Source organism: Sphingobium sp. KKT206, assembly GCF_055640555.1.
Window position 1 is genome coordinate 2,172,964 of record NZ_CM145764.1, and the last position, 24,167, is coordinate 2,197,130.

The following is a 24,167-nucleotide window of genomic DNA, read 5'->3' on the forward strand; positions in this document are numbered from 1 at the left end:
CAAAAATCTGCTGTAAAGTTGTAAAGCCTGCACAGGAGTCGAGCCGATGCGTAAAGACAGCCCGGTCTATATGGGGCCGCGCCTGCGGCGGCTCCGCCGCGACCTTGGCCTTACCCAAGCCGACATGGCCGCCGACCTGGACATTTCCGCCTCCTATGTCGCGTTGCTCGAACGCAACCAGCGGCCGCTGACCGCGGACATGCTGCTGCGCCTCGCGCGCACCTACAAGCTCGACATGGCGGAGGTGGCGGGCGACGGCGGCACTGAACAGACCGCGCGGCTCCACGCCGTCCTCAAAGACCCGATGTTCGCGGACCTTGACCTGCCCGCGCTTGCCACCGGCGACGTCGCGGTCAATTATCCCGGCATCACCGAAGCGCTGCTGCGCCTCTACACCAGCTATCGTGAAGAGCATCTGGCCCTCGCCGACCAGGGCACCGCCCCTGATGACGCGCCCGATCCAGTCGCCGAATCGCGCCGCTTCCTCGCCGCCCGCCGCAACAGCTTCCCGATGCTGGACGACCTGGCCGAAAAACTCGCCGCCGATGCCGAGACGGAAGGCGGCCTCACCGGCTGGCTGCGCGCCCGGCATAGTCTTCGCGTTCGCCGCCTGCCTGCCGACGTCATGGCCGGATCGCTGCGCCGCTATGACCGGCATCGCGACGCCATCCTCCTCGACGACACGCTCGACACCGCCAGCGCCCAATTCCAGCTCGCGCTCCAGATCGCCTATCTCGAAATGCGCAGGGCCTTCGACGCCATCCTCAAGGACGGCCAGTTCACTACCGAAAGCAGCCGCCGCCTCGCCCGCCGCGCGCTCGCCAGCTATGGCGCGGCCGCGATCCTGATGCCCTACGCCGCCTTCGCCAAAGCGGTTGAGGCACGCCGCTATGATGTCGAGGCGCTCGCCCGCCAGTTCGGCACCAGTTTCGAGCAGGTCGCCCACCGCCTCACCACCCTGCAAAAACCGGGGCAGGAGCGCGTTCCCTTCTTCTTCCTCCGCGTCGATCCGGCAGGCAATGTCTCCAAGCGGCTCGACGGCGCGGGCTTTCCCTTTGCCCGGCATGGCGGCTCCTGCCCGCTCTGGTCGGTGCATCGGGTGTTCGAGACGCCCCGACAGGTCGTCACCCAATGGCTCGAACTGCCCGACGGGCAGCGTTTCTTCTCGATCGCGCGCACGGTCACGGCGGGCGGCGGTGGTTGGGAATCCCCCAAGGTCGACCGCGCCATCGCACTCTGCTGCGCCGCGGACCATGCCCACCGCCTAATTTACACACAGGGCAGCCCGCCCCCGGACCCTACCCCCATCGGCGTCACCTGTCGCCTGTGCCACCGCCCCCACTGCCTCGCCCGCGCCGCCCCGCCGATCGGCCGCGACATGCTGCCCGACGATTATCGCGACACGCGCGCGCCGTTCGGCTTTGCGGATGGCTGATCCGCCGGCCCGAACTTCAGCAATAACGTCCGCTGGAAAAATTCGTGATTATCGTCGGAGATGACCCATAGCATCGTCCGCCCGCGCTCCCGGCTGATCGCGATCCCCTCGAAATTATCGGCCAGCAGCGGCGGCGCGAGGCGCGCCAAGGTTCGCGCCTTGAGCGTCGCGCCCGGCGCCAACTTTCCCGGCAGGTCGACGATCGCGATCGTGGCGGTAAAGAGGTTCTGCAGCGTCAGGCGGCGATTGACCACGAGCAACCGCCGATCGTCCAGCGCCACCGCATCGGTCGGCCGATAGCCCTGCGGCGGCTTGTAGCGCAGGGGAATGGGCACCGGCGTAGCACTCTCGGCCGGATCGCCCGCGAACAGCAGCGCCTGATGCGCCCCGTCCGACGTCATCCCCATCTCGGCAATCGCGATGAACCGCCCATCGGGCAACCGCGCCAGCGATTCGATGGACCCCGTCTTGGGCCAGCCCAGAATCGCGGGCCAGACGCGGCACGCCTCCACCCGCGCGAAACCGGGGGCATAGCGGCAGATCGACTGTTGCAATTCGAACCCCACCCAATGGCGGTCGGTCGCCGGATCATAGGTCAGCGCTTCGGAATCCCACGCCCACCAGGGTCGGTCCCGGTCCTTGGGCCGCACCGGCAAGGGCGCGATGAAGGGCCGCCGCGACGCCTCGCCCGATCCTACATGAAAGCCCATCAGGATGCCGGAATCGCTCAGCGCCAATATGTCGCCCCCGCCGGTCGCGCGCAGCGCCGAAATGCCGCCAAAGCCCGGATTGGCGCTGCGCAATTCCCAGCCGCCCAGATAGTCCAGCGCCCCCACGCGCCGCAGCGCAGGATCGATGCTGCTCAGCGGCAGCGCGCGTGCCGATACCAGCAACGCCCCTGCCTGCACCGCTTCCGGCTTGCTGGGATGCGGCGCGGGCAACAGCAGGATGGCCAGCGCCAGCACGATCAGGATTCGCGTCATCCCGCCCGCCATAGCCGCTCACGCGACGAAGCGCAGCAGGGCAATGGCCAACCCCTGCCACGTGACCTGCCATGTGAACAATGGCTGTCATCGCCATTCAGGGATGGCTCAACCCGAATCGGCCATAAAGACGTCACTCGATGGGCAATCCCGTAATCGGACATCGCCCCTCTGATGCTGACACAGGAAGGAGAAGCGCGATGAAGATGAAGTTTCTTTTGAATTTGGGCGCAGCCCTGGCAATGGGCGCAGCCTCTATGGTGGCGACGGCCACGCCCGCAATGGCGCAAAATGGCTATTATCGCGGTTACGACCGTGGCTATGATCGCGGCGATTATTATCGCGGCGACAATCGCGGCTATCGGGGTGACCGTGGCTATCGCGGCAACCGTAACCAATATTATCGCGGCGACCGCTATTATCGCAATAATGGCTATCGGGGCGGCTATCGCTGCCGCGACAATGGCACGGGCGGCACCATCATCGGCGCGATCGCCGGTGGCCTGCTCGGCAATGAAGTGGGCAAGGGTTCGGGCCGCTATGGCCGTCGCGGTGACGGCACGACCGGCGCGATCATCGGCGCAGGCGTAGGTGCTCTCGCCGGTCGGGCGATCGACCGTAACTGCTAAGCTCTGAACCAAGTGAAAAGGCCGTCCCGTCCGGGGCGGCCTTTTTGCGTCAGGGTCGGGGATCAGGCTGCGGCGCAACCCGGCCCCGATCGGCCCCTGCGGCCGCGCTGGCTGCGGGATTAAGACCAGCATCACCGCTCTGCGCCACACCCCTTTGCGCGTCGAGCATCGCGGCGGCGTCATTCAACGCGCTGGCTTCACTGGCGCTCACCCCACCGACACCATCGGACGGCTCTGAACCACAGGCACCAAGCGATAGCAGCGCTGTAGCGATGAATAAGGCGCGGATCATCTCTCTATCCCCAATCGAAAAGCGACCCTGTAATTCGCACATTAAAATCCTCCCCTGCAAGGGGAGGGGGACCGCGCCGAAGGCGTGGTGGAGGGGTGTCACCGCCTCGATAACGCAACACCCCTCCGTCTAACCTTTGGCCAGCCGCTTCCCCTAACGGGGCAGGAATGAGTAGTGGTGCAAACACCAAAACTGCCCAATAGAAAAGGGGCCGCGCCGTTGCCGGTGCGACCCCCAATCACATACTCCAACAAACCCTTGCGGGTTTTACATCGCGTTGGCGACGTTGTTGGTGGCGTTCGACGCAGCGTTGGCGGCGTTGTCGGCAGCGTTCATCGCCGCGTTCATGGCGTTGTCGGCAGCGTTCGACGCGTTCTCGGCCGAGTTGGCGGCGTTGTTCGCGGTGTTTTCGGTTTCGGCGCCCGAGCAGGCAGCCAGGCCGAGCGAAGCGGCAAGAACGAGCGAAAGAGCGATAGACTTGGTCATGGGCAAAAACCCCTCTCTGAGAAAAAAACGGTGCAGACCACTCTCGGAGAAAAGCTCACCCCCCATTGCGCCTGCGGGGCGATTCGTAATGCCTTGGACGGGGCAAGGCAATCCCATTCATGCAACAGCAAGGCGATAGGCCCATGCTTTTGCCGGTCAAAAGCCGGAAAATGAGAGTTGTTGACGCATATAAAGATTTCTTTATATGATGCTGGCATGGCAGCTTCGCTCGACATTTTCCGCGCCCTTGGCGATCCGACCCGCTTGCGGATCATCCATTTGCTGCGCGCGATGGAGCTGGCGGTGGGCGAAATCGCGCAGGTCGTGGGGCAAAGTCAGCCGCGCGTATCGCGCCATGTCCGCATCCTCGCCGAAGCGGGCCTGGTCGAGCGGCGCAAGGAGGGCAATTGGGTGTTCCTGCGCCTCGGCAAAGGCGAAGGCCTCGCTCCCTTCATCGCCCTGTTCGATCATCTGACGCCATCGGACGCCGAAAAATTATGGCAACAGGCTGATTTGGCGCGCCTTGCTGCCGTGCGCGCCGATCGTGCCCGCGCCGCCGAAAGCTATTTCGCCGACCATGCCGAGGAATGGGATGCGATCCGCTCGCTCCACGTTGCCGAGGCGCAGGTGGAAACCGCGATGACCGCGCTGCTCGCCAGCGCCCCGATCGGCCATCTGCTGGACGTCGGCACCGGCACCGGCCGGATGGTCGAACTGTTCGGCCCCGCCGCGCGCGCCGTGACCGCGATTGATCGCAGCCCGGACATGCTGCGCCTCGCCCGCGCCAAGCTGCCTGAAGATGCGGGCGACAAATATGCGCTGCTGCTGGGCGATTTTCTCGACCTGCCGCTCGAACCGGGCAGCGTCGATACGGTCGTGCTGCATCAGGTGCTGCATTATGCCCAGGCCCCCGAACAAGTGATTGCCGAAGCCGCGCGCGTGACCGCGCTCGACGGCCGCGTTTTGATCGCCGACTTCGCCCCGCATGAGCGTGAGGAATTGCGCCTGCGCGACCAACATGCCCGCCTCGGCTTTTCCGACGATCAGATCGGCGGCTGGTTCGCGGCCGCAGGGCTGGTGCTGGAGCGGGTGGAGACTTTGCCGGGCCAGGAACTGACGGTGCAACTCTGGCTGGGGCGGCGCAAGGGCGCCCGCATCCTGCCCATCGAAGGACGAATTTCCGCATGACCCTGAACGATCCTGCCGCCCCGCTCTACGCCGACCTTGCGGGCGACTGCCAGGTCAGCTTCGAATTTTTCCCGCCCAAGTCGGAAAAGATGGAAGCGCAACTCTGGTCCGCGATCGAGACCTTGACCCCGCTCGCTCCCAAATTCGTGTCCGTAACCTATGGCGCGGGCGGATCGACCCGCGAACGCACCCATAACACCGTCGCACGGATCGCCAAGGAGACGCCGCTCGCTGCCGCCGCGCACCTGACCTGCGTCGGCGCGAGCAAGGACGAGATTGGCGAGATCGCCGATGCTTATTGGGACGCAGGCGTGCGCCACATCGTCGCGCTGCGCGGCGATCCCCCCGAAGTCGGTGGCACGTTCGAACCGCACCCGCAGGGCTATAAGGGCGCGGCTGAACTGGTCGAAGGCCTGATCAAGCGCCACCCGTTCGAAATTTCGGTATCCGCCTATCCCGAAGTCCATCCCGAAGCCGTCAGCGCGCAGAGCGACCTGGATAATTTGAAGCGCAAGCTGGATGCCGGAGCGATCCGCGCGATCACCCAATTCTTCTTCACCCCCGACGCCTATTTCCGCTTCCTCGACAAGGTGCTGGCGGCGGGCATCACCGCCGACATCGTGCCCGGCATCATGCCGGTCAGCAATTTCGCCGCGACCCAGCGGATGGCCGCCATGTGCAATACGCAGGTGCCCAGCTGGATGGCGCGCCTGTTCGAAGGACTGGACGACCACCCCGCCTCGCGCCAACTCGTTTCGGCAACGATCGCGGCGGAACTGTGCCAGAAACTCTATGCAGGCGGCGTGCGCGACTTTCATTTCTACACGCTCAACCGCTCGGAATTGAGCTTTGCCATCTGCCATTTGCTGGGGCTGCGGGCAAAGGCGACAGCGGACGCCTAGATATTTCACCCCCCCCTCCGTTCGGTTCGAGCTTGTCGAGAACTGGTTTCGTGGGGGTTCTCGACAGGCTCGAACCGAACGGTACGAGAGGATATGAACATGACCGCTGAACACCAATTACGCGCCCTGGCCGCCGAAAAGATCCTGATCTTCGACGGCGGCTATGGCACGTCGATCCAGAAACATGGCCTGACCGAAGCCGATTATCGCGGCACCCTCGATTTGCCCAAGGATCAGAAGGGCAATAACGATCTGCTCTGCCTGACCCGGCCGGACATCGTTCAGGGCATCCATGCCGCCTATCTCGCGGCGGGCGCGGACATGATCGAAACCAACACCTTCAGTTCGACCAAGATCGCCATGGCCGATTATGGCTGCGAACATCTGGTGTGGGACATCAATATCGCCGCCGCCACGCTCGCGCGCAACGCCTGCGACGCCGCGACCGCAGCGGATGGCAAGCCCCGCTTCGTGTGCGGCTCGATCGGCCCGACCAACAAGACGCTATCCATCTCGCCCGACGTCAACGACCCCGCCTATCGCGAGGTCGATTATGACACTCTCAAGGCCGATTATCGGCAACAGTGCGAAGCGCTGATCGCGGGCGGGGTGGATTTCCTGCTGGTCGAAACCTGCTTCGATACCTTGAATGCCAAGGCCGCAGGCATGGCCGCGCGCGAAGCGGAGGAAGCGGCGGGCCGCCCGGTCCCGCTGATGCTCAGCTTCACCATCACCGACATGTCGGGCCGCAACCTGTCGGGCCACACCATCAACGCCTTCTGGTATTCGATGCGCCATTTGAAGCCGCTGACCATCGGCGTGAACTGCGCGTTCGGCGCGGACCTGCTGCGCCCCTATCTCGCCGACCTGTCGAAGAACGCCGACACCCTGATCCTGGCCTATCCCAATGCAGGCCTGCCCAACGAGCTGGGCCAATATGACGAACTGCCCGAAACCACCGCAAAGCTGATCCGCCAATGGGTCGATGAAGGGCTGGTCAACATGGTCGGCGGCTGCTGCGGCACGACCCCGGACCATATCGGCGCGGTGGCCAGGGCGCTGGCGGGCGAAAAACCGCGCGTGGTGCCGGAACTGCCCGTCGTGACCCGCCTCGCAGGTCTGGAACCCATGCACATCGCCGCCTGAACCCAACCTCCGTTCGTGTCGAGCGTAGTCGAGACACGGGCGCGAATGCTTCTCGACTTCGCTCGAAGCGAACGGACCATGAAAAAATGACCACCAAATCCACCGCCACCTTCGTCAATATCGGCGAACGCACCAACGTCACGGGCTCTGCCAAGTTCAAGAAGTTGATCATGGCGGGCGATTACGCCGCCGCGATCGACATTGCGCGCGAGCAGGTGGAAAATGGTGCGCAGATCGTCGACGTCAACATGGACGAAGGGTTGCTCGACGCGGTCGAGGCGATGACGACCTTCCTCAAGCTCATGACCTCGGAGCCGGACATCAGCCGCGTCCCCGTCATGATCGACAGCTCCAAATGGGACGTCATCGAAGCGGGCCTCAAATGCGTCTCCGGCAAGCCGATCGTCAACTCGATCAGCATGAAGGAAGGTGAGGAGGCCTTCCTCTTCCACGCCCGCAAATGCATGGCCTATGGCGCTGCCGTCGTGGTCATGGCCTTCGACGAAACCGGCCAGGCGGACACCAAGGCGCGCAAGGTCGAAATCTGCGCCCGCGCCTATGACCTGCTGATGGGCATCGGCTTCCCGCCCGAAGACATCATCTTCGACCCCAATATCTTCGCGGTGGCGACGGGGATCGAGGAACATAACAACTACGGCATGGACTTCATCGAAGCCTGCCGCGAGATCAAGGCGCGCTGCCCGCACGTCCATATCTCCGGCGGCCTGTCCAACTTCTCCTTCTCCTTCCGTGGCAACGAACCCGTCCGCCGCGCGATGCACAGCGTCTTCCTCTACCACGCCATCCCCGCTGGCCTCGACATGGCGATCGTCAACGCCGGCCAGCTCGACGTCTATGACGCGATCGACCCCGCGCTGCGCACCGCCTGCGAGGATGTCCTCCTCAACCGCGATCCCGAAGCGGGCGACCGCCTCGTCACCCTCGCCGAAAGCTATCGCGGCAAGGACGCGGCGGTCGAAAAGGCCGCGCAGGAATGGCGCAGCTGGCCCGTCGCCCGCCGCCTCGAACATGCGCTGGTCAAGGGCATCGACATGTATGTGGTGGAGGATACCGAGGAAGCCCGCCTCGTCGCCGCCCGCCCGATCGAAGTGATCGAAGGCCCGCTGATGGACGGCATGAACGTCGTCGGCGACCTGTTCGGCGCGGGCAAGATGTTCCTGCCTCAAGTCGTCAAATCCGCCCGCGTCATGAAGAAGGCGGTCGCCCACCTCCTCCCCTATATCGAGGCCGCCAAGGAACCGGGCGCCAAGGGCAAGGGCAAGATCATCATGGCCACGGTCAAGGGCGACGTCCATGACATCGGCAAGAATATCGTCGGCGTCGTCCTGCAATGCAACGGCTTCGACGTGATCGACATGGGCGTGATGGTCCCCTGGCAGGACATCATCAAGGCCGCGAACGAGAATGACGCCGACATGATCGGCCTGTCGGGCCTCATCACCCCCTCGCTCGACGAGATGGTGACGGTCGCCACCGAAATGCAGCGCGCGGGCATGACCATGCCGCTGCTGATCGGCGGCGCGACCACCTCGCGCGTCCACACCGCGCTGCGCATCGACCCGGCCTTCACCGGCCCGGTCGTGCATGTGCTCGACGCCAGCCGCGCGGTCGGCGTCGCCACCGCGCTGGTATCCGACACGCAAAAGACCGCCTTCGTCCAGAAGACCAAGGATGATTATGAGCATGTCCGCGTCGCCCGCGCCAACAAGGGGCAAAGCGCGCTGGTCAGCATAGAGGACGCCCGCGCCAACGCCTTCGAAATCGACGAAAGCCTCAAGGCCCCGCGCCCGCGCCTGCCCGGCGTCCATCGCTTCCCCGATTGGGATCTGAAGGATCTGGTGCAGTATATCGACTGGACCCCCTTCTTCCGCGCCTGGGAACTGGCGGGCAATTATCCCGCGATCCTGACCGACGAGGTCGTGGGCGAAAGCGCTTCCAGCCTGTTCGCCGATGCGCAGGCGATGCTCGACAAAATCGTCACCGAAAAATGGCTGACCGCGCGCGGCGTCGCGGGACTATGGCCCTGCCGCCGTCAGGGCGACGACATCATCGTCCATGTCGAGGATGAGAAACACTATACCCTCCCCATGCTGCGCCAGCAGATCCAGAAGCGCGAAGGCCGCGCCAATATGTGCCTCGCCGATTTCATCAGCCATGATGGCGACTGGATGGGCGGCTTTGCGGTCGGTATCCACGGCATCGAACCGCATCTGGCCCGCTTCAAGGCGTCGATCGACGACTATTCCGACATCCTCCTGAAAGCCCTGGCCGACCGCCTCGCCGAAGCCTTCGCCGAACGCCTCCACCATTATGTCCGGACCGCGCTATGGGGCTATGCCGAGGGCGAACAACTGACCAACGAAGCGCTGATCAAGGAACAATATCGCGGCATCCGCCCCGCGCCGGGCTATCCCGCCTGTCCCGAACATAGCCTCAAGACGATCCTGTTCGAGATGCTCGACGCCCATCATGCGACCGGCATCACCCTGACCGAGAGCTTCGCGATGCTTCCCACGGCGGCGGTCAGCGGCTTCTATTTCGGCCACGCCCAATCGGAATATTTCGGCGTCGCCCGCGTCGGCCGCGACCAGTTGGAGGAATATGCGGGACGGCGCGGTATCGACCTGGAAACGGCCGAACGCTATCTGCGTCCCAATCTGGATTAAGTGCCCTAAAACAGCCGCTTGTTACGGTCGGCGCAATATCCTACACCCACCCCGCGCCGATGATATGCATCGGCACGGGGGGGATTATTCATGAAGCCGATTGCCACCATCCTGGGCGCCTGCGCCCTGTTTCTCGCTGCGCCCGCCATCGCCGGGGATCAGGACTTCACCCTGTTCAACAAGACCGGCTACGACATCGCCGAAGTCTATGTCTCCCCCGCCGCTGCCAAGACCTGGGGCGACGATGTGATGGAAGACGAAGTGCTGGAAGACACCGCCTCGGTCCCCATCACCTTCAACGCCAAGAACGACATCTGCAACTACGACCTCAAAGTCATCTTCACCGACGGCGACGAAGCCTATTGGACCAATTTCGACCTCTGCACGATCAGCAAGATCCAGATTTTCTGGAACGCGAAGACGCAAAAGGCGACGGCCAAGTGGGAGTGAATGGGCGGGGGTAAGTGGGCCGGTTGGGTAGGGAACCGGTGTATCGCATCACGCCTTCTATCGATGTAAAGCGGGATGCCGGGTCAAGCCCGGCATGACGAAAGGGGGGTAAGTCTGGTGACCAGTCGGACGGACAATCGTCACGACCTCCCCATCCCACTCCACGTCACCCCGGACTTGATCCGGGGTCCCGCTTCTTGCTCGGCGCAACCGAAGGAAAGCGGGATGCCGGATCAAGTCCGGCATGAGGAAGGCGGATGGGAATGAACGACCACATCAAGCTGTTTCCAGCTCAATTGACCTTCCCCCAAAGCTGACAGTACATCGCGGGCATCCGTTGGGCCGGGAGGCTATGCCCGTGAAAAATATTTTGTTTGTTTGCAGTCAGAACCGTCTTCGCAGCCCGACTGCTGAGCAGGTTTTTTCTGGGCGACCGGACCTCGAAGTTTCATCGGCAGGCACAAATAATGATGCTGAGAACCCTCTCACATCGGAATTGATCAAGTGGGCCGACGTGATCGTGGTCATGGAAAAGATGCACCGCACCAAGGTCCAAAAACGCTTCCGTTCTTCGCTCAATGGAAAGCGGATGATCTGTCTCGACATACCAGATGAGTTCGTATTCATGGACCCGGCGCTGGTGGCATTGCTGGAGGAGCGGCTTGCACGGCATCTGCCTACTGGCTGACATCAGCCATTTCTTGCCGCTTATCTGGCTTGCTGATCCGCCCGCAAGCAGACATGATTGCGATGTGTTGAATTAGAGAAGTTGAGCGGGATGGAAGGAGATGCGTCGGGTGATCAGTCGGACTGAAAATGCGCAGCATCCCACCGTCCAACGCTACGTCACCCCGGCCTTGAGCCGGGGTCCCGCTGCCTTCTAAAACCCGCCCCATGGATCGCGAACATAAAGGCGGCTGGGTCTACATCATGGCCGACCGCTATCGCGGCACGCTCTATGTCGGCGTCACCACCGATCTCGCCGCCCGCATCCACCAGCATCGCTCCGGCACCGGCTCAGACTTTTGCGCGCGCTACGGCCTGCATCGCCTCGTCTGGGCGGAGCGCGGCGATGACATCGCAAACTGCATCGACCATGAAAAGCGTATAAAACGCTGGCGTCGCCCCTGGAAGTTCGCGCTTGTCGAACAGGGCAACCCGAACTGGCGCGACCTGTTCGACACGCTGACCTGACCACCCAACCAGCCAAGCCCGACACAAACAACCGTTCACTCCTACTCGCCCCCAATCAACGTCACCCCGGCCTTGAGCCGGCATCCCGCTTCTCCTCCGGCGCAACCGAAGGAAAGCGGGATGCCGGGTCAAGCCCGGCATGACGAGAGGAAGGCAAAGCGTAATGCCCGCGCTTGCCCTAAAATCCTCCCCTGTAAGGTTCAACAGAGGCACGTAACTCTGTTGAAGGGGACCACGAAGTGGTGGAGGGCGTCATCTTCGTTGGGCTGACCAAGGATACGGCTGAGATAATCCAGTTGAGCAGCAGCGCCACGATTTTGGTTCTGATTAAGGTCATGAAGGTAAGCCACGACAATACTCAGCCCAATGAGTAGGATGAGTGCGATGGTGGCCAACAGGTATTGGATTATTAACATGCGCGAAATATGCCTAGCCTCCGTAAATATCGCGTTGCACGGTTATCCGTCACGGCGATTCACTGGGGCATCATCAGATGAAGACTGACACATTCCTGTTCAGACTAGCGTTGAGCATTGCAGTGCTTTGGCTGGGCTATTGGGGCTATCAGTCCATCACGCAATACAACGCCGCTAAGGCATCTGCCCTCGCATATCGTATGGACCCTTCACGCTACGAGCGGTGCAACGACGCCACTCTTGATGCATCATCCAAAATGGATGCGTGGAAATGGCGCGCTCCAACCTTCAAAGAGGTTGATGATTGCCGCCGCATGTATGACAGGATTAAGGATGACTTTGCCGCCAGGCAATCCCTATGGGACAACCTCATCAACGAACGAAACGCTGTGTCATCCTTCTTCTATTATGGGCTGCTGCCAGCAGGTATCGTACTGCTAATACTGGGGCTGTGGGATTGGATAGCTGCCACTTTCCTATATTATCTCAATTGGCTTAGGACAGGGAAAACCAAGGTGGGCGGTGATTGAATATGAACGCTCTTAGGTTGATCTTGGACCGACCCGCGAACGCCCGCAAGTGGGGCGTTTCCTGCCGAATGATTTTATACCGGGCGGCGTCAGCTATCGTCGGTCGTCTCCCCCAAAGCTGACCGACAGTTCTCCCCAAATCCCCCTTCCAATGTAGGAAATCCTCTGGTCTATCCTCATAGATGGACCAGCACCCCACCCCCCATCCGCCCGCGCCCGCCGCGCCAGCCTCCACCGATCGCGCCCGCTGGACGCCGGACAGGCAGCGGCTTTTCCTCGCCACGCTGCTCGCCACCGGCAATGTCACGCACGCCGCCCGCACCGCAGGCATGTCGCGCGCCAGTGCGCATCGGTTGCGGCAGCGCCTCGCGGGCACGCCGTTCGACCGGACATGGGACCGCGCGCTGGCGCTCCATGCGCAGAGCCTGGCCGATCCCTTCGCGCCGCCGCCCGCCCCCAGGGCGGCGCGTCGCTGACGCGTGGGTGGCGCGTCCCTCTCGCGTCGCTGTGACCCAACAGGCGCGTCACTGTCGCATCGCGAGGGCTTTACCGGCACTTTACGCCCGGATTCGCCCGAAAATAGGGTGCTGCAACGGTGTGAACTTCCCCACCGTCGCGTGGCTGTGACCCTGATCGGCGCGGGGACGGGCAGGGGACCGGCAACCGCCACAGCCGCCCGCAACCTTTGCCCCTCCATCTGTCCCATAGCGGGGCAGCGCGCCATTAACCCCCTTCACGCCTTGGTCGGCGCGTCGCCCGCGCCTATCCTGCGCGCCATGCGCATCATATCCACCAGCCTGCTCGTCTCCCTCGCCATCGCCTCGACCGCGCTGGCACAGGGCAATCCCGCCCCCTTCACGCTCGCCGAATCGGGCCGCGCCTTCGGGTCGCTGGCCGATGCGCTGGGCGCGATCGGTGACGGGCGGGGCACGGTGGTCGTGGCGCCTGGCACCTATCGCCAATGCGCGGTGCAGCAGGGCGGCGACGTCACCATCCGCGCCGCGACGCCGGGCAGCGTCATATTCGACGGCGTGCCGTGCGAGGGCAAGGGCGCCTTCGTGCTGCGCGGCCGGGCGAGCGTGGTGGATGGCATCATCTTCCAGAACATCCGCGTGCCCGATGGCAATGGCGCGGGCATCCGCCTCGAAAGCGGCAGCCTCACCGTCCGCAACAGCCTGTTCCGCAACAGCGAGGAAGGGATTTTGACCGGCGACTATGACGGCGGCCAGGTCGTCATCGACAAGTCGACCTTCCGCCATCTGGGCCGCTGCGACCGCGACCTGGATTGTGCGCATGGCATCTATATCGGGCGGCTCGACAGCCTGACCGTCACCAACAGCCGTTTCGACCTCGGCGACGGCGGCCATTATCTGAAAACGCGCACCGCCCGCGTCACCATCACCGGCAATAGTTTCGATGACAGCGGCGGCAAGCTCACCAATTACATGATCGACCTGTCCAACGGCGCGAGCGGCCTCATCCGCGGCAATGAAATGGTGCAGGGCAAGGATAAGGACAACTGGTCCGCCTTCATCACCGTCGCCCCCGAAGGCCGCGAACATGACAGCAGCGGACTGGTGATCGAGGGCAACAAGGCCGGTTTCGTGCCGGGCCTGGAACGCGGCTCCACCTTCGTCGCCAACTTCACCGACGATGCGGTGAAGATCGGCGCGAACCAACTGGCTCCAAGCATGAAAGTGAAGGACCGGCGCTAACGAAAAGGCCGATCCTCGCCGGACCGGCCTCCCCTCAATCGAACAGCTCTTCCAGAAAGCTCTTCTTCCGCTTCTTTTGATAGCCCTGCCCATCGTCACGATAATCGCGATCCGGGCGATAGCTTGGCGGTGCCACCGGCGGCGCAACGACATTGCCCGGCCCCGATCGTTCGATGATCTTGTCCAGTTCGCCCCGGTCCAGCCACACGCCCCGGCATTGCGGGCAATAGTCGATTTCGACACCCTGCCGGTCCGTCATCGCCAATCCGACATGACAGACCGGGCAGAGCATGGCGGAGACCGCCGCTTGATCACGCATAGATTTACTCCCGCTCGCCGGTCAGGCTGAGCAACATCTGGAACAGGTTGACGAAATTGAGGTACAGCGACAGCGCGCCCATCACCTGGATCTTGGCCGCCATTTCATGGCCCGCATAAGCGAAATAATCCGACTTGATGCGCTGCGTATCCCAGGCGGTCAGGCCGGTGAAGATGACGACGCCAAGGATCGAGATGACCATCTGCATCGCCGACGACCCGATGAACAGGTTAATGAGGCTGGCGACGATGATGCCGATCAGGCCCATGATCAGGAAGCTGCCCATCTTCGTCAGGTCGCGCTGCGTCGTGTAGCCCCACAGCGCCATGGCGAGGAACATGACCGCTGCCGAGAAAAAGGCCTGCGCGATGCTGCCGCCGGTGAAGACCAGGAAAATGCTGGCCAGCGATACGCCCATCACGGCGGAGAAGGCGAAGAACGCCATGCGCGCGCCCGCCGTCGTCATCTTGTCGATGCGGAAGCTGAAGAAGAACACAAAGGCCAGCGGCGCGAAGATCGCCACCCATTTGAGCGGCGTGCCAAAGATCGCGGCGGCCAACACCGGCGTATTGCCGATGAACGCGGCGACCAGGCCAGTGATCACCAGCCCCAGGCCCATATTACGGAAAACGCCCAGCATATGCGCGCGCAGCCCGGCGTCGGTCTGCGCCGTCCGGCTCGCGCCATAGCCCGGCATACGAACGGGATTATTCACGGCTACTCTTACTCCATCAAGACGGTGGATCGAGTGGCCCGGTGCGGTCTCTTGCGACATTGAGGGGGCAACTGCCGCAAAACCTGCACCGGGCGCACCCGATGCGGTCCGACATCACGATATGGACAAGGGGGGAAATCCAGATCGTCAGAGGGGCCCGGCCCGCATCAAGCATATTGGTGGAGGAACGCGCCGGTGCAAGGGCCGGGCGCAGATGCAACATTTTATTACAAATATTCAAATCCTCCCCCGCCGGGGAAGGCTTTCTTGTTGTTGACCCCCGCGCCGCTTCGCGCCATCGCTTTGCGCCATGTCCGACGACCAGCATATCACCGCGCCGCTGCGCCTGTTCAACAGCCTGACCCGCACGATCGAGCCGTTCGCGCCGATCGAGGACAGCCATGCGCGCATCTATAGCTGCGGGCCGACCGTCTATAATTATGCGCATCTGGGTAATTTGCGCGCCTATGTCTTCACCGACACGCTGCGCCGCACCCTGTTGTGGAAGGGGCTGTCGGTCACCCACATCATCAACATCACCGATGTCGGCCACCTGACGTCGGACGCCGATGTGGGCGACGACAAGATGGAAGCGGCGGCGCGCGCCAGTGCCAAGAGCATTTGGGACATCGCCGCCCATTATACCCAGGCGTTCAAGCAGAATATCGCTGACCTCAATATCCTTTCGCCTAGCGAGTGGACGGTCGCGACCGATTATGTGCCGCAGATGATCGAATTTGCGCAAAAGATCGCGCCGACCCATTGCTATGAGCTGGACAGCGGCCTCTATTTCGACAGTTCGACGGTGCCGGATTATGGCGCGCTGGCGGGCGGCCGCGACGATGCCGCGCATGCGCGGATCGATCCGGTCGCGGGCAAGCGCAACGCATCCGACTTCGCGATCTGGCGCAAATCGCCACCGGGCGAACAGCGGCAGATGGAATGGGACAGCCCATGGGGCAAGGGCGCGCCGGGCTGGCATCTGGAATGTTCGGTGATGAGTCAGGCGCGCCTCGGCCATCCGTTCGACATCCACACCGGCGGCATCGACCATCGCGAAATTCATCATCCCAATGAGATCGCCCAGAATCAGGCGTTCCACGCCTGCTGCGGCGGCGATGTCGGTGCGGCGGAGGCGGGCTTCACCGGCGCGCGCTGGTGGATGCATAATAATTTCCTGGTCGACCGCAGCGGCAAGATGAGCAAGTCGAAGGGCGGCTTCACCACCCTCTTCTCGCTGATCGACGCGGGCGTGCATCCGCTTGCCTATCGCCTGCTCTGCCTGGGTGCCCATTATCGCAGCGAATTGGAGTTCAGCGCCGAGGGCGTGGCCGCGGCGTTGACGCGCCTCAAGCGGCTGGTGATGGGCGTCGAAGCGTTGAAGGCGCGCGCCGAGGGCGTGACATGGCAATCGCCACGGCTCGATTATCTCCGCGCCAATCTCCACCCCAAGCTGGTGCCGTTGCTGGAGCAATTCGACGCAGCGATCGCCGACGATCTGATGACGCCGCGCGCCCTGCCGCTGCTGGAGGAAGCGATCGCGATCAAGAAGATCCCGGTGGATGAAAAGCTCTGTCTGATCGCCGCCTTCGACGCGGCGCTGGGGCTGAACCTGATGACGCTCGGCCGCGCAGATCTGCGCCTGCGACCCAAACATGCCGCCATCACCCCCGACGCGATCGAGGCGCAACTGGAGCGCCGCGCCGCTGCCCGTGCCGACAAGGATTTCGCCCTGTCGGACGAGATTCGCGACGCGCTGGTCGCGCAGGGCGTCGATGTGATGGATGGCGATCCGCTACGCTGGGACTGGCGATTGACGCTGACGCAAGGATCGTAACGGCTGCGGTTGTGACTTGACGCGGCACTGCGCCGCGCGCCTATGCTGACGCCGGGGAATCCTTGGGGGCATGGGCATGAGGCTTTCGACGCGCGCAATCAGTCTGCTTCTGGCGCTGGCCGCGCCACAGGCGTTGGCCGCGCCGGACGCGATGCGCGGTTTTCAGCGCGACGATGCCCGCTATGCTGACCTGCGCGCGATGGAGACACGCGGCACGACCCTGTTCGAAAATGACGATTTCGACAAAGCGATGGGTCCGGCGACGCGCGACGCTTGGCACAAGTTGGTTGCGGCAGCCAGCCGGGTCAAGGTGAACGGCCTGCCCCATCCGCTGGCGGCGGTGGCGACGATCAACCTGGCGTCGATGGACCAGATCGAGGGCAAGAATCCGCAAGCCCTGGCGATGGCGGAGAAGGGGCTCGCCATGCTCGCGCCCTTCCGCGACGCCTATCCGATCCCCTGGATGCAGGGGCTGTCGATCAAGGGCTATATCCAGTCGATCAACGGCGACGTCGCGACCGGCGCGCAGACATTGGCGGAGGGCAGCGCCTATGCCGACCGCCATTTCGCGCAGGTCGATCCCAAGACGTTGGACAAGGGCGATTATATGCTCAAGTCCAACATCGCCTTTTCCCTAGGACAAGCCTATTCGCGCCTTGGCCGCAACAGCGACGCGGTGGAAGCGCAGAAGCGCAGCATGGAAGCGCGGATCACCGGGCTTGGGCCCCATGATCCCGACACGGTCGCTTCCTATTATACCTATGCGCAGATGCTGCTTCGCGCCGACCGCAATGCCGAGGCGGAACGCTATGCGCGCCAGGCAGTGGAGGTCGCGACCGCCCATATCGACACCAAGCATCCCAGCTATGCCCGCGCGCTGGAAATGTTGGGCATCCTCCTGTCGCGCACCGGGCGACGGGTGGAAAGCCTGGCCTATCTGCAGCGCGCGATTGCGATCAAGCGCGAGACGGTGGGGACTAAGAGCCTTTATTTCCACTATGGCCTCTATAATCTGGGCGGCATATTGCTGCCACTGGAACGCTATGCCGATGCCGCGCCGCTCTATGTCGAAGCGGAAAAGGGGTTTCGCGCAGTGGAGGGCGAAGCCAGCCCGCAGGCGGCGCGATCGCTCGCTTTACTGGGCCTGATCGACCAGGCCAGCGGACGGCCGGACGAGGCCGCAACGAAGCTGGAAACCGCTCTCGCCCGCGTGCGCGCGGCGACGACGCAGGACCGCGACATGGGCCAGCGCGTCTATCCGCATCTCATCCCGGTGCTGCTCGATCTGCAACAGCGGGATAAGGCAGCGGCGGCGGCGCGCGACTATGCCGACGAAACCGCTGCGCTCGACAATAGCCCCGCCTTCGCGCTGGCCAATGCCGCCATGATGCAGCGCTGGGCCGATGGCGATCCGGGCCGCACCGCCTCTGCGGCCCAGCTTGCCGCCCTCCTGCGCGACGAGCAGAATCTGCGCGACGATGGCGAATTGGCCGACGAACAGCGCGCGGCGCTCGATTCGATCCTCGCCATCGCGGCGGACAGCCAAGATGCGGCGCTGGCGCTGGACGCCATGGCGATCCTGGCCGGGTCGAAGATCGCGCAGGCCAACCGCCTCGTCACCGAAAGGCTGGTCGCCGATCCGGCGCTTGGCGAGCGGGTGCGGGCATTGCAGGACAAGGTGCGCGCGCTCCAGACCGCAGACCGCGCGATGCTGCGGGCGCTGGCGACCGCAGGCGATGTCGCCGCCACCCGCAGCGCGCGCGACCGGCTCGATGCCGAAGTGAACGGCCTGCGCGCCGCGATCAGCCGCGACTATCCCCGCTGGGCCGAAGCGCGCGGCGGGGTGAAGCCCGATTTGGCGCAGGTGCAGGCGGGGCTTGGCAAGGATGAAGCGCTGCTGGCGGTCACGCCCGCCTTTGGTCATGTCTATCTGCTGGCGATCAGCCGCACCGGGGCGCGGGTCGAACGCACGGTGATGAGCCGCGCCGCGATGGTCGCGCTGGTCGATCGGCTGCGCGCGACGATGACGCCGGGCGGCATGGACCTGCCCGCCGCCCATACGCTCTATGGCCAGATCTTCACCCCCGCCATCCGCGCGACGCTGAGCAAGGCACGGTCATTGCGGATCGTACCGACCGGCGCCTTCGCCTCGCTCCCCTTCGCGCTATTGCCTGAGCGGCCCGTCGCCGCCGTCGAGCGCGACACGCCCTGGCTGATCCGCCGCTATGCGCTGGCGGTGCAGCCCTCCTTCGCAATGGAGGCGGGCAAGCGCCCCATGCAGGTCGCCGCGTCCCGCTTTCTGGGCGTCGGCGCGCCCCTGCCCTTTCCGACGACGGCCAACGCCGCGCCTGCCCCCGCGCTGATGGCCGCGAACCAGTATTTCCGGGGCGGCGCGGCCGATGGCGAAGCGCTCTCGCACCTGCCGCCGCTGCCGGGATCAGCCGACGAAGTACGCGGCGTTGCCAGCCGCTATGGCGTGCAACGCGCGACCCTGATGCTGGGCGAAGCCGCCAGCGAAAGCGCTCTGCGCGCACTCGACCTATCGGACTATGGCGTCATCCTGTTCGCAACACATGGCCTGGTGAGCGGGCAGATGGAGGGCGTGACCGAACCCGCCTTGGTGCTCTCGCCCCCTGCCCCCGGCGCGACCGGCGAGGATGGACTGCTCACCGCATCCGAAGTCGCCGCGATGCGGATCGGCGCGGACTGGGTGATCCTGTCCGCCTGCAACACGGCGGCGGGCGACAGCGCGCAGGCGCCCGCTTATTCGGGGCTGGCACAGGCGTTCCGCTATGCGGGCGCAGGTTCGCTGCTCGTCTCGCACTGGCCGGTGCGCGACGATGCCAGTGCCTTCGTCACGCTGGAAACGGTGAAGGGGGCGGAGCGTGGCCTGCCCCGCGCGGTCGCGCTGCAACGCGCGATGCTGAAACTGATGCGGTCGAACCGCCCCGGCGCGGCCCAGCCCTATATCTGGGCACCCTTCATCCTCGTCGGGCGCTGATCACTCGTCATCATCGATCAGGATGCGCGCCGCCGCGCCATCGCTATCGTCGAACTGGCCGCTGCCTAGCGCCCAGAAAAAGGCGGCGAGGCCAAGCAGGCCTAGCGACAGGGCGATGGGGATAAGGACGGTGAGACCGGTCATCGCGCTGCGCCCTTGAGCCGCAGCGCATTGGCGATGACGATCAGCGAACTGGTCGACATGGCGACGGCGGCGACCAGCGGGGTGACATGGCCCGCGATCGCCAGCGGAACGGCAAACACATTATAACCGATCGCGAGCGCGAAATTCTGCTTCACCACGCGCACCGTCCGCCGCGCCGCGCGCACCGCCATCGCCACCGGGGCGAGCCGATCGCCCAGGAACACCGCGTCTGCCGCCAGCTGGCTGGCGTCGCTCGCCGAGGCCGGTGCCATGCTGGCATGGCCTGCGGCAAGGGCGGGGCCATCGTTCAGCCCATCGCCCACCATCAGCACCCTATGCCCCGACGCGCGCAGCCGCTCGATCAGGGCCAGCTTGTCCTGCGGGCGCAGATGGCCGATCGCGGTGGTCTCGGTCTGGCGCGCAATCTCGGTCAGGGCTTCGGGCCGGTCGCCGCTGGCGATCAGCGTTTTGAGGCCCATGGCGCGCAGATCGGCCAGCGTCTCGACCGCGTCGGGCCGCAACGCATCGGTAAAGCGCAGCAGGACGGCACGATCGCCGCGCCGATATTCCGCCGCCAGATCGAACAGGGTGATGAGGCTGCGCGGACGGCCGAGCGCCACCGTCTCATCGCCCAACCGGCCCGTCACCCCCTCGCCCGCCTGTTCGCGCAGGTCGGTCAGCGCCGCCGGAACGACACCCTCGCCCTCCAAAGCCTGGCGCAGCGCGACGCTCAACGGATGCCGGCTCCCCTGCACCAGGGCCAGCACGACGGCGCGGTCCTCCGCCGCCAGTCCCGCCAGATCGCGCGGCACCGGGCGACCGAGCGTCAACGTGCCGGTCTTGTCGAACAACGCCTCGTCCACTTCCGCCAGCCGTTCAAGCGCCGACCCGTCCTTGACCAGCACCCCGCGCTTCATCAGCGCGCCGCACGCCACGATCTGCGCCGCCGGCACCGCCAGCCCCAGCGCGCAGGGGCAGGTGATCAGCAACACGGCAACCGCGATCAGCAGCGATTGATGCACGCCCGCGCCCGCGATCATCCACCCAGCAAAGGACAGTGCCGACAGCAGATGGACGCTCGGCGCATAATAGCGCGCCGCCCGATCAGCGAGGCGGACATAGCGCGACTTGCCCTGCGCCGCTTCCTCCATCAGCCGGGCGATGTCGGCGATCACTGTGTCTGGCCCGGCGGCGGTCACCACGACGCGGATCGGCCCATCGATATTGAGCGCGCCGGCCTGCACCAAATCGCCCGGACGCACGCGCACCGGCGCGCTCTCCCCGGTCAGGAAGGCGATGTCGATGCCGCTGTCGCCCTCCATCACGCGCCCGTCGGCGGCCAGCCTTTCGCCCGCGGCGACCAGCATCATCATGCCCGGCCGCAGCGCGCTCGCCGCCACCCAACGGCTTTGCCCGCTATCGTCCAGCAACATCGCGCCCGGCGCGGATTGTTTGAGCAGCGCGGCAACGCCAGCACGCGCCCGGCCCCGCATCAGGCTGTCGAGGCAGCGCCCGGCGAGCAGGAAGAAGAGCAGCATCACCGCCCCGTCGAACCAGGCGTCTTCGCCGCCGATCAGGGTTTCATAGACGCTCATGCCGGTCGTCAGCAGCACACCGATGCTGATCGGCACGTCCATATTGGTCCGCCCCTGCCGCACCGCCGCCCAGGCCGAGCGGAAGAAGGGCCGCCCCGCATAGGCCACGGTGGGCAGCGCGATCAGCGCCGACAGCCAGTGAAACATCTGCCGCGTGCCGCCCTCCGCCCCGGACCAGACCGACACGGACAGCAGCATGATGTTCATCGCGGCAAAGCCCGCAACCGCCAGCGCGCGGATGAGCATGCGGTTTTCCGCCGCCGCCACATCGACGCCGGGATCGGCGAGCGGCTCCGCCTCGAATCCCAGCGCGGCGATCGCAGCGCGCAAATCGGGCGGGCTGAGCGCGGGATCATGCTGGATGGTGACGCGCTTCGCCGAGAGATTGACCCGCGCCGACGCGATGCCGGGGGTGCGGGCCAGGCCATTCTCGATCTTGCCGATGCAGCCCGCGCAATGCATTCCCGGCACCGCGAACAGGCTGATCTGCGTCGTATCTATGTCCGTTTCGGTGTCCGTTGCGGGCAGGATCAGGGCTTGGCTGGCCATCAGTCGATCTCTTGGACGAAGCGATGGTCGGCAGCAGTGAGCGACAACCGCCAGCGCCCGGCAGGCAGTGTCCGATCGGCGCTGTATCGACCAGGTGCCACCTCGCGGAACGACAAGGCGATGTCGGGCGCGCGACCTAGTGGATGCGCAGCGGTAGCGGTGACGATCACACCTGTCAGCGGTGCGCCCGCCGCATCGGCAAGGCTGACCTGCACGCGCCGCTGCGCATCAACCGCGATCGTCTCGTGCCAGCCTTGCGCCTCCTGCGCCCGCGCCGCCTTCAGCCAGCCGTTGAATTTCTGGCTGGCGACATAGCTGTTATCGACCACCACCCCGCCAAAGGACCGCACCGCAAGCGTCGCCATCAGCATGTTGACGGCGATGACGACGGCGAAGAAGGCCACCAATATGCCGGTCATATGCCATCCGGTGAAGCGGCGGGGGGTGGAGCTACGCATCATTGGGGCCTTTCGAAACGGGCGGGTTCGCTGGCGGTGCCGCCTTCGCGGTCGGTGGCGGTCAGGACGAAGCGGAAATCCTGCCGCTGTGGACCGGCGGCGGGCACGGCGGCATAGAGGCGCAACTTGGCCACGCTGTCCGGCGATACGGTGACGTCCACCGCCGCGCGGGCCTGCTCCCGCGCCATCGCATCGGTCCATAGCAGCGCGCCGGGCAAGCCTTCGGCGCGCACCGTCATCGGCCGAGGGCGTGTCTCCATATTGCGAATCTTGATGGTATAGGCGTTGCGCACCGCCCCATCGGACAGAGTCACGAAGATGGGATTGCGGTCCTGCTGTGCGGCGATGTCCAGCCGGGTGCGCGCCCCCAGCGCGAACAGCATCGCCGCGCCGATGCTGCTCCATACCAGCAGATAGGCGATGGTGCGTGGGCGCAGCAATGTCTTGAGTACCGGTCGGGGCTTAGCCCCCTGCTTCTCCGCATCGGCATCATCCTGCGTACAATAATCGATCAGCCCACGTGGCCGCCCGACCTGCGCCATCACCTTGTCGCAGGCGTCGATGCACAAGGCGCAGGTGATGCAGCCGATCTGCGGCCCTTCGCGAATATCGATGCCGGTCGGGCAGACCGCGACGCACTGGTCGCAATCGATGCAGTCGCCAAATTCGCCCGGATGCGCCGCCGCCTTCTTGACGCTGCCGCGCTTTTCGCCGCGCCAGTCCTTATATGTCACGACCAGCGATTTCTCGTCGAGCATCGCGGTCTGGATGCGTGGCCACGGGCACATATAGATGCACACTTGTTCGCGCATGAAGCCGCCCAGGACGAAGGTCGTCGCGGTCAGCAGTGCGGTGGTGCCATAGGCGACCGGCGCGGCGGTGCCGCTCCAAAATTCCTGCTGCAACGTCGGTGCATCGGCGAAATAGAAAATCCACGCCCCCCCGGTCAGGAAGGCGATGATCAGCCACACGCTCCATTTGACCAGCCGCCGCGCCAGCTTGGACGGGGTCCAGGGCGCCTTCGCCAACCGCACCTGCGCATTGCGGTCGCCATCGATGAAGCGTTCGACATGCTGGAACAGGTCGGTCCACACCGTCTGCGGACAGGCATAGCCGCACCAGGCGCGACCCACCGCCGACGTCACCAGAAATAGCCCGACGCCCGCCATCACCAATAGCCCGGCGACATAGTAAAATTCATGCGGCCAGATTTCGATATCGAACATGTAGAAACGGCGATTGGCCATATCGACCAGCACGGCCTGATCGGGCGCATAGGGGCCGCGATCCCAGCGTATCCATGGCGTCACCCAATAGATGCCCAGCGTCACCACCATGATCGCCCATTTCAGGCGGCGGTAAAACCCATCCACCGCCTTGGGAAAGACGCCCTTGCGCTTCTCATAGAGATCGCCCGTGTCGGTCGGCATCAACATGCGCCCAATCCTCCCCGGCACGGGGAGGTGGCTGACCGCAGGTCAGACGGAGGGGGCGGG

Annotated in this window: 23 protein-coding genes; 14 read left to right on the forward strand and 9 right to left on the reverse strand. The window is 64.5% G+C overall.

The genetic code is table 11. The features are described 5' to 3' along the window. Positions 1-46: 46 nt before the first annotated feature. A complete protein-coding gene (locus ACZ2HM_RS10375; RefSeq protein WP_470425163.1) occupies positions 47-1,435 on the forward strand; it encodes a helix-turn-helix domain-containing protein in 1,389 nt (462 codons plus the stop codon). Here the strand turns inward: ACZ2HM_RS10375 and ACZ2HM_RS10380 are convergent. Beyond that, a complete protein-coding gene (locus tag ACZ2HM_RS10380; RefSeq protein ID WP_470425164.1) occupies positions 1,393-2,418 on the reverse strand; it encodes an esterase-like activity of phytase family protein in 1,026 nt (341 codons plus the stop codon). The genes ACZ2HM_RS10375 and ACZ2HM_RS10380 overlap by 43 nt on opposite strands. Positions 2,419-2,618: 200 nt before the next feature. Here ACZ2HM_RS10380 and ACZ2HM_RS10385 point away from each other — a divergent pair, with 200 nt between their 5' ends. Next, a complete protein-coding gene (locus ACZ2HM_RS10385) occupies positions 2,619-3,047 on the forward strand; it encodes a glycine zipper 2TM domain-containing protein (protein WP_037475748.1) in 429 nt (142 codons plus the stop codon). 49 nt (positions 3,048-3,096) lie between these two features. Here ACZ2HM_RS10385 and ACZ2HM_RS10390 read toward each other — a convergent pair whose 3' ends face one another. Then, positions 3,097-3,339: a hypothetical protein gene (locus ACZ2HM_RS10390; protein ID WP_470425165.1), complete on the reverse strand. Its 243-nt coding sequence runs from the start codon at positions 3,337-3,339 to the stop codon at positions 3,097-3,099. 267 nt (positions 3,340-3,606) lie between these two features. Then, positions 3,607-3,825, reverse strand: a complete 219-nt coding sequence (locus ACZ2HM_RS10395) for a hypothetical protein (protein ID WP_037475755.1) — start codon at positions 3,823-3,825, stop codon at positions 3,607-3,609. Positions 3,826-4,041: 216 nt separating this feature from the next. Between ACZ2HM_RS10395 and ACZ2HM_RS10400 the strand changes: the two genes are divergently transcribed. The 10 genes from ACZ2HM_RS10400 to ACZ2HM_RS10445 all read left to right on the forward strand — a co-directional run bounded on the left by ACZ2HM_RS10400 (position 4,042) and on the right by ACZ2HM_RS10445 (position 14,053). After that, complete coding sequence (locus tag ACZ2HM_RS10400; RefSeq protein ID WP_037475758.1) at positions 4,042-5,013, forward strand: ArsR/SmtB family transcription factor; 972 nt, start codon at positions 4,042-4,044, stop codon at positions 5,011-5,013. After that, positions 5,010-5,915 (forward strand): methylenetetrahydrofolate reductase, encoded by a 906-nt coding sequence (gene metF / locus ACZ2HM_RS10405; protein WP_470425166.1) that lies wholly within the window; start codon positions 5,010-5,012, stop codon positions 5,913-5,915. Before ACZ2HM_RS10400 ends, metF begins: the two co-directional genes overlap by 4 nt. A 99-nt stretch (positions 5,916-6,014) precedes the next feature. Then, the gene (locus ACZ2HM_RS10410; RefSeq protein WP_470425167.1) at positions 6,015-7,061 is read left to right on the forward strand and encodes a homocysteine S-methyltransferase family protein; all 1,047 of its coding nucleotides are present in this window, start codon (positions 6,015-6,017) and stop codon (positions 7,059-7,061) included. A gap of 86 nt (positions 7,062-7,147) precedes the next feature. Further along, positions 7,148-9,748: a methionine synthase gene (metH, locus tag ACZ2HM_RS10415; RefSeq protein ID WP_470425168.1), complete on the forward strand. Its 2,601-nt coding sequence runs from the start codon at positions 7,148-7,150 to the stop codon at positions 9,746-9,748. Positions 9,749-9,838: 90 nt separating this feature from the next. Further along, complete coding sequence (locus ACZ2HM_RS10420; RefSeq protein ID WP_470425169.1) at positions 9,839-10,198, forward strand: argininosuccinate lyase; 360 nt, start codon at positions 9,839-9,841, stop codon at positions 10,196-10,198. Positions 10,199-10,550: 352 nt separating this feature from the next. After that, positions 10,551-10,886, forward strand: coding sequence for a low molecular weight protein tyrosine phosphatase family protein (locus ACZ2HM_RS10425; RefSeq protein WP_037475764.1), 336 nt, complete (start codon positions 10,551-10,553; stop codon positions 10,884-10,886). Positions 10,887-11,092: 206 nt separating this feature from the next. Next, positions 11,093-11,392 carry a GIY-YIG nuclease family protein gene (locus ACZ2HM_RS10430; RefSeq protein WP_037475766.1) on the forward strand — a complete coding sequence of 100 codons (300 nt, stop codon included), beginning with the start codon at positions 11,093-11,095 and terminating at the stop codon, positions 11,390-11,392. Positions 11,393-11,885: 493 nt separating this feature from the next. After that, positions 11,886-12,338, forward strand: coding sequence for a hypothetical protein (locus ACZ2HM_RS10435; protein WP_470425170.1), 453 nt, complete (start codon positions 11,886-11,888; stop codon positions 12,336-12,338). Positions 12,339-12,520: 182 nt separating this feature from the next. Further along, positions 12,521-12,814: a LysR family transcriptional regulator gene (locus ACZ2HM_RS10440; protein ID WP_470425171.1), complete on the forward strand. Its 294-nt coding sequence runs from the start codon at positions 12,521-12,523 to the stop codon at positions 12,812-12,814. 300 nt (positions 12,815-13,114) lie between these two features. Then, positions 13,115-14,053, forward strand: coding sequence for a right-handed parallel beta-helix repeat-containing protein (locus ACZ2HM_RS10445; RefSeq protein WP_470426840.1), 939 nt, complete (start codon positions 13,115-13,117; stop codon positions 14,051-14,053). A gap of 34 nt (positions 14,054-14,087) precedes the next feature. Here ACZ2HM_RS10445 and ACZ2HM_RS10450 read toward each other — a convergent pair whose 3' ends face one another. Continuing rightward, positions 14,088-14,372, reverse strand: coding sequence for a TFIIB-type zinc ribbon-containing protein (locus tag ACZ2HM_RS10450; RefSeq protein ID WP_037475774.1), 285 nt, complete (start codon positions 14,370-14,372; stop codon positions 14,088-14,090). Between the two features lie 4 nt (positions 14,373-14,376). Next, on the reverse strand, positions 14,377-15,069 hold the full coding sequence (locus ACZ2HM_RS10455) for a Bax inhibitor-1/YccA family protein (protein WP_470426841.1): 693 nt from the start codon (positions 15,067-15,069) through the stop codon (positions 14,377-14,379). 328 nt (positions 15,070-15,397) lie between these two features. On the opposite strand from ACZ2HM_RS10455, the gene ACZ2HM_RS10460 reads away from it, so the two are divergent. Both ACZ2HM_RS10460 and ACZ2HM_RS10465 read left to right on the forward strand, forming a co-directional pair. Next, positions 15,398-16,924, forward strand: coding sequence for a cysteine--tRNA ligase (locus ACZ2HM_RS10460; protein WP_470425172.1), 1,527 nt, complete (start codon positions 15,398-15,400; stop codon positions 16,922-16,924). Positions 16,925-17,000: 76 nt separating this feature from the next. Continuing rightward, a complete protein-coding gene (locus ACZ2HM_RS10465) occupies positions 17,001-19,925 on the forward strand; it encodes a CHAT domain-containing protein (protein WP_470425173.1) in 2,925 nt (974 codons plus the stop codon). On the opposite strand, the gene ccoS is transcribed toward ACZ2HM_RS10465, so the two are convergent. The 4 genes from ccoS to ccoG are packed head-to-tail and all read right to left on the reverse strand — an operon-like array spanning position 19,926 to position 24,107. Then, positions 19,926-20,069, reverse strand: coding sequence for a cbb3-type cytochrome oxidase assembly protein CcoS (ccoS, locus tag ACZ2HM_RS10470; protein WP_037476351.1), 144 nt, complete (start codon positions 20,067-20,069; stop codon positions 19,926-19,928). It lies immediately after the preceding gene. Beyond that, positions 20,066-22,213 carry a heavy metal translocating P-type ATPase gene (locus tag ACZ2HM_RS10475; RefSeq protein ID WP_470425174.1) on the reverse strand — a complete coding sequence of 716 codons (2,148 nt, stop codon included), beginning with the start codon at positions 22,211-22,213 and terminating at the stop codon, positions 20,066-20,068. The genes ccoS and ACZ2HM_RS10475 overlap by 4 nt, the downstream gene beginning before the upstream one ends. After that, complete coding sequence (locus ACZ2HM_RS10480; protein WP_470425175.1) at positions 22,213-22,674, reverse strand: FixH family protein; 462 nt, start codon at positions 22,672-22,674, stop codon at positions 22,213-22,215. The genes ACZ2HM_RS10475 and ACZ2HM_RS10480 overlap by 1 nt, the downstream gene beginning before the upstream one ends. After that, positions 22,671-24,107 carry a cytochrome c oxidase accessory protein CcoG gene (gene ccoG / locus ACZ2HM_RS10485; RefSeq protein ID WP_470425176.1) on the reverse strand — a complete coding sequence of 479 codons (1,437 nt, stop codon included), beginning with the start codon at positions 24,105-24,107 and terminating at the stop codon, positions 22,671-22,673. The genes ACZ2HM_RS10480 and ccoG overlap by 4 nt, the downstream gene beginning before the upstream one ends. Positions 24,108-24,167: the final 60 nt, after the last annotated feature.